This window comes from Gordonia sp. NPDC003422, from assembly GCF_053588675.1.
This window is the reverse complement of sequence record NZ_JBSFQL010000061.1, coordinates 1-3418: the sequence shown is the minus strand read 5'-3', so window position 1 is coordinate 3418 and position 3418 is coordinate 1. Positions and strand designations below refer to the sequence as shown.

Genomic DNA, 3418 nt, shown 5'->3' with positions numbered 1-3418 from the left:
TGCCTGTTGACCGGCTAATCCGGAGCCCGGGGCTACGGTGAAACAGACACGCCGACAACGGAAGATACTTGACCGGGGTTGACGGTGGCGTTACACCTGTCTCATGACGGATCGGCAGTTGCTGCATCTGGAATCTGGCACTGAGGTTGCCTGGCAGTTGGCCGGTGACCATGCCGGAAGGTACGTGGTGGTCAATGATTACCTCGGCTATCTGGCCGACCGAAACTACTCGGCGCGCACGTTACGGGCCTACGGCTACGACCTGCTGGCGTTCTGCCGGTGGCTCGACGAGTCCGATATCACGTTGGAATCAGTAACCACGACAACGCTTCTCGACTTCATGCGGTTCTGCCGAGAGACGTCGATTCCGGGTCGTCCAGCAAATGTGTTGTCGATGACCGGGCAACGGCTCGATCGGTACTCACCGACCACGATCAATCATCGACTCGCGGCGCTGACGGGCTTGTTCACCTATCGCAGCATCACCGATCCTGACCTGGTCAATCCGGTCCCGAGTGGGCGTGAAGCACGCCGCGTCACCGCCGAAGAACGCAACGCCCTGCTCGGCCATCTGGTCAAGCCGAAGAGGCGGTCAGCGTTGCGGCTGCGCGAACCGCGTCGGCTACCCCGGGCACTGGATCGTCGTGAGACCGCAGATCTGGTGGCGAGCCTGCACACCTGGCGGGACCGGTCGTTGGCCGGGTTGATGTTGTTGTCGGGGTTACGCTCGTGCGAGTTGCTCACCCTGGAGGTGACCGATGTCGATATCGGCGCCCGCTGGGTACGGGTACTCGGCAAGGGCGGCAAGGAACGCCGGGTGCCGCTCGATGTCGAGGTGGCCGGCCTGATTCACACCTACGTCCTGACCGAGCGGCCCGAATCATCCAATACCCGTCTGTTTCTGGTGGCGAAGGGACCGCACCGGGGTCAGCCGTTGACCGCGGCTGGACTACGCACGATCTTCCGCTACCACCGCCTCAAATCCGGAGTGGCCGCCGGCCACCCACACGCACTGCGTCATACCTTCGGCACCGCGATGGCCGAAGCCGGAGTCGATCTGGCGGTGATGCAAGCGCTGCTCGGCCACGCTCACGTCGATACCACAGCCCGCTATATCCATTTGACCCCAACACATGTCAAGGCAGAGTTCGATGCAGCACGCACACGACTTCGCACCCAGACCTGAGACACCGGCAGAGGTCCAGACTGCCTACCTCGCCCATCTGCGGCGGCGTGGCCGCGGCAACCCGGCCTACACCCAAGCGGCACGCTCCTTCCTCAAGCGCTGGCCCACGGTCGCCGACTGGGCCGAGGAACCTCTCGAGAAACGCCTGGCCGCAAACTGCTCCACCCGCCCGTTCATCACGTTCTTGATGGTCAGCGGGCGCCTGGCACCCGGATACGATTATCTGGTGTACCGCAAACTCAGCAGTATCTGGCTGGAACTCGCGGTCAGTCCACTCAACGCTGACCTTCAGAGATTTGTCAGTGCGGCAAAGGAATTGGGATTCACCGACCGAGTCGCATCGGCGATCGCCTCACAAATCATCGCGCGGTTGCTCATCCAGACCCAGCGCCCGTTGACCGACCTGTACGAGGACGACCTCGCCGACCTCCTGCACGCTTGCACACTGCGCGAAGAACACACCGGACGCGGCGCGAAACACTACCGCAGCACCCTGCACAGTGCCCGCCAGATCCTGTTCCATCTCGGCATCCTCGACTCCGAAGCACCACCGGCGACGACCGCACACAGCCTCGAGGATCGGATGGCCGAGGTGCCCACAGCACTGCGCCCGGCGTTCGTGGGCTACCTCAACCGCAAGTACGCCACCTGCGCGCCGAAGACCGTCAGCAGCATCGCGACCCGACTCGCGCACTTCGGCCGATTCCTGGCCGTCACCGACCCCGATCTGACCTCGCTGGCCCACCTCGATCGTCGACGCCATATCGAGCCGTATCTGGCGTCGTTGCCCACCACCCTCAACAGTGTCACCGGTGCACCCATCACCGTGGCCGACCGCATCCGACGCGTGCACGCGGTCGGCCATTTCCTGGCCGAGATCACCGAGTGGGGATGGGATGACGCGCCAGCGCGCAAGCTGATCTTCCGCAGCGACCTGCCTCGCCCGCAACGGTTTCTGCCACGCTATCTACCCGTAGATGCCGATCGCAAGCTTGCTGCAGCGCTGGCGGATTCGCCGTATCGTCTGGCCGCAGACGCCCTGCTGTTGGCGCGGGCGTGTGGGTTGCGGATCGGGGAACTGCTCGACCTCGAACTCGACTGCATCCACGAGATCCCGGGGCAAGGGTCGTGGCTGAAAGTGCCACTGGGCAAACTCGACTCCGAACGCATGGTACCCATCGACGACGAAGTCCTCACCCTCGTCGACCGCATCACCGCCACCCGCACTCACGGCCGGCCACTACGTCACCCCCGCACCGGAGCACCCGCCGACTTCTTGTTCACCCACCACGGAAAACGACTCTCCCAGAACGCACTACGCGCTGAGCTCAACCGGGCGGCAGCGACCGCCGGGCTCGACCACATCACCCCACATCAACTGCGCCACACCTATGCCACCGCCCTGATCAACGCCGGGGTTTCCCTACAAGCGCTCATGGCGCTGCTCGGACACGTCTCCACCCAGATGAGCCTGCGCTACGCGCACCTGTTCGACTCCACCGTCCGCACCGAATACGAACGAGCCCTCGACCTCGCCAAAAGCCAGATCGGCCCGCTCGCCGCCGACCGACCGCAACTACCGATCACCGACATCACCGGATCCGACTGGAAGCAGGCCCCGGCCATCAAATCGCGGCTGGCCGGCGGCTACTGCCTGCGGGCACCCGCCCAGGGAACCTGCCCGTATGCCAACATCTGTGAACATTGTCCCAGCTTCCACACCGACGCAACCCATCTCGGAGTCCTTGCCGCGCAACGCGTTGATGCGCAACAGCTCGCCGAGGATGCCCAGTCCCGCGGCTGGGTCGACGAGGCCCGCCGCCACCAACAACTCGTCGCCCGCCTCGACATCCTCATCGCCGAGGCCGGCACCGAGACCGCATGAGCAGCAAAGCGCTGGCCGAGGTTGAACGAACCTGCGCCGAACTCGCCGCCACAGGCCAACCCATCACCTTCACCGCAGTCGCTGCCCGCACCAAGATCGGTCGCGCGACCCTCTACCGCAACACCGAAATGCGCGCCGTCATCGACGAACACCGCACCCGACAGACCGACGCCCGCACACTCACCGGCCTCGCCACCGAAGTTGCGCACCTGCGAACGATCGTCGAGAGCCTCGCCGGCACCGTCGCCCAGCACGACGAACAACTCCGACGGCAACGCCGCAAACCAGATCGACAATGAACCATCGGCCGATCGTTGCCGCAGGCTCGACCACGATTAGCCGGTCAA

The 3418-nt window shown here is 64.5% G+C and carries 3 protein-coding genes; all 3 read left to right on the top strand.

Features of this window, described 5'->3' with window-relative positions; translation table 11 throughout:
- Positions 1 to 103 precede the first annotated feature (103 nt).
- From ACWDTF_RS24680 to ACWDTF_RS24670, 3 genes are read left to right on the top strand one after another with little or no spacing between them, the layout of a single operon-like run.
- The gene (locus ACWDTF_RS24680; protein WP_240862866.1) at positions 104 to 1186 is read left to right on the top strand and encodes a tyrosine-type recombinase/integrase; all 1083 of its coding nucleotides are present in this window, start codon (positions 104 to 106) and stop codon (positions 1184 to 1186) included.
- Positions 1152 to 3071, top strand: a complete 1920-nt coding sequence (locus tag ACWDTF_RS24675) for a tyrosine-type recombinase/integrase (protein ID WP_240862871.1) — start codon at positions 1152 to 1154, stop codon at positions 3069 to 3071. Before ACWDTF_RS24680 ends, ACWDTF_RS24675 begins: the two co-directional genes overlap by 35 nt.
- The gene (locus tag ACWDTF_RS24670; protein WP_240862873.1) at positions 3068 to 3370 is read left to right on the top strand and encodes a DUF6262 family protein; all 303 of its coding nucleotides are present in this window, start codon (positions 3068 to 3070) and stop codon (positions 3368 to 3370) included. The genes ACWDTF_RS24675 and ACWDTF_RS24670 overlap by 4 nt, the downstream gene beginning before the upstream one ends.
- The last annotated feature ends 48 nt before the right edge of the window (positions 3371 to 3418 follow it).

What these genes read in the sequence shown, in the direction of transcription:
- ACWDTF_RS24680 (WP_240862866.1), top strand. Translation starts at nt 104, where the DNA reads ATGACGGATCGGCAGTTGCTGCATCTGGAATCTGGCACTGAGGTTGCC.
- ACWDTF_RS24675 (WP_240862871.1), top strand. Translation starts at nt 1,152, where the DNA reads ATGCAGCACGCACACGACTTCGCACCCAGACCTGAGACACCGGCAGAG.
- ACWDTF_RS24670 (WP_240862873.1), top strand. Translation starts at nt 3,068, where the DNA reads ATGAGCAGCAAAGCGCTGGCCGAGGTTGAACGAACCTGCGCCGAACTC.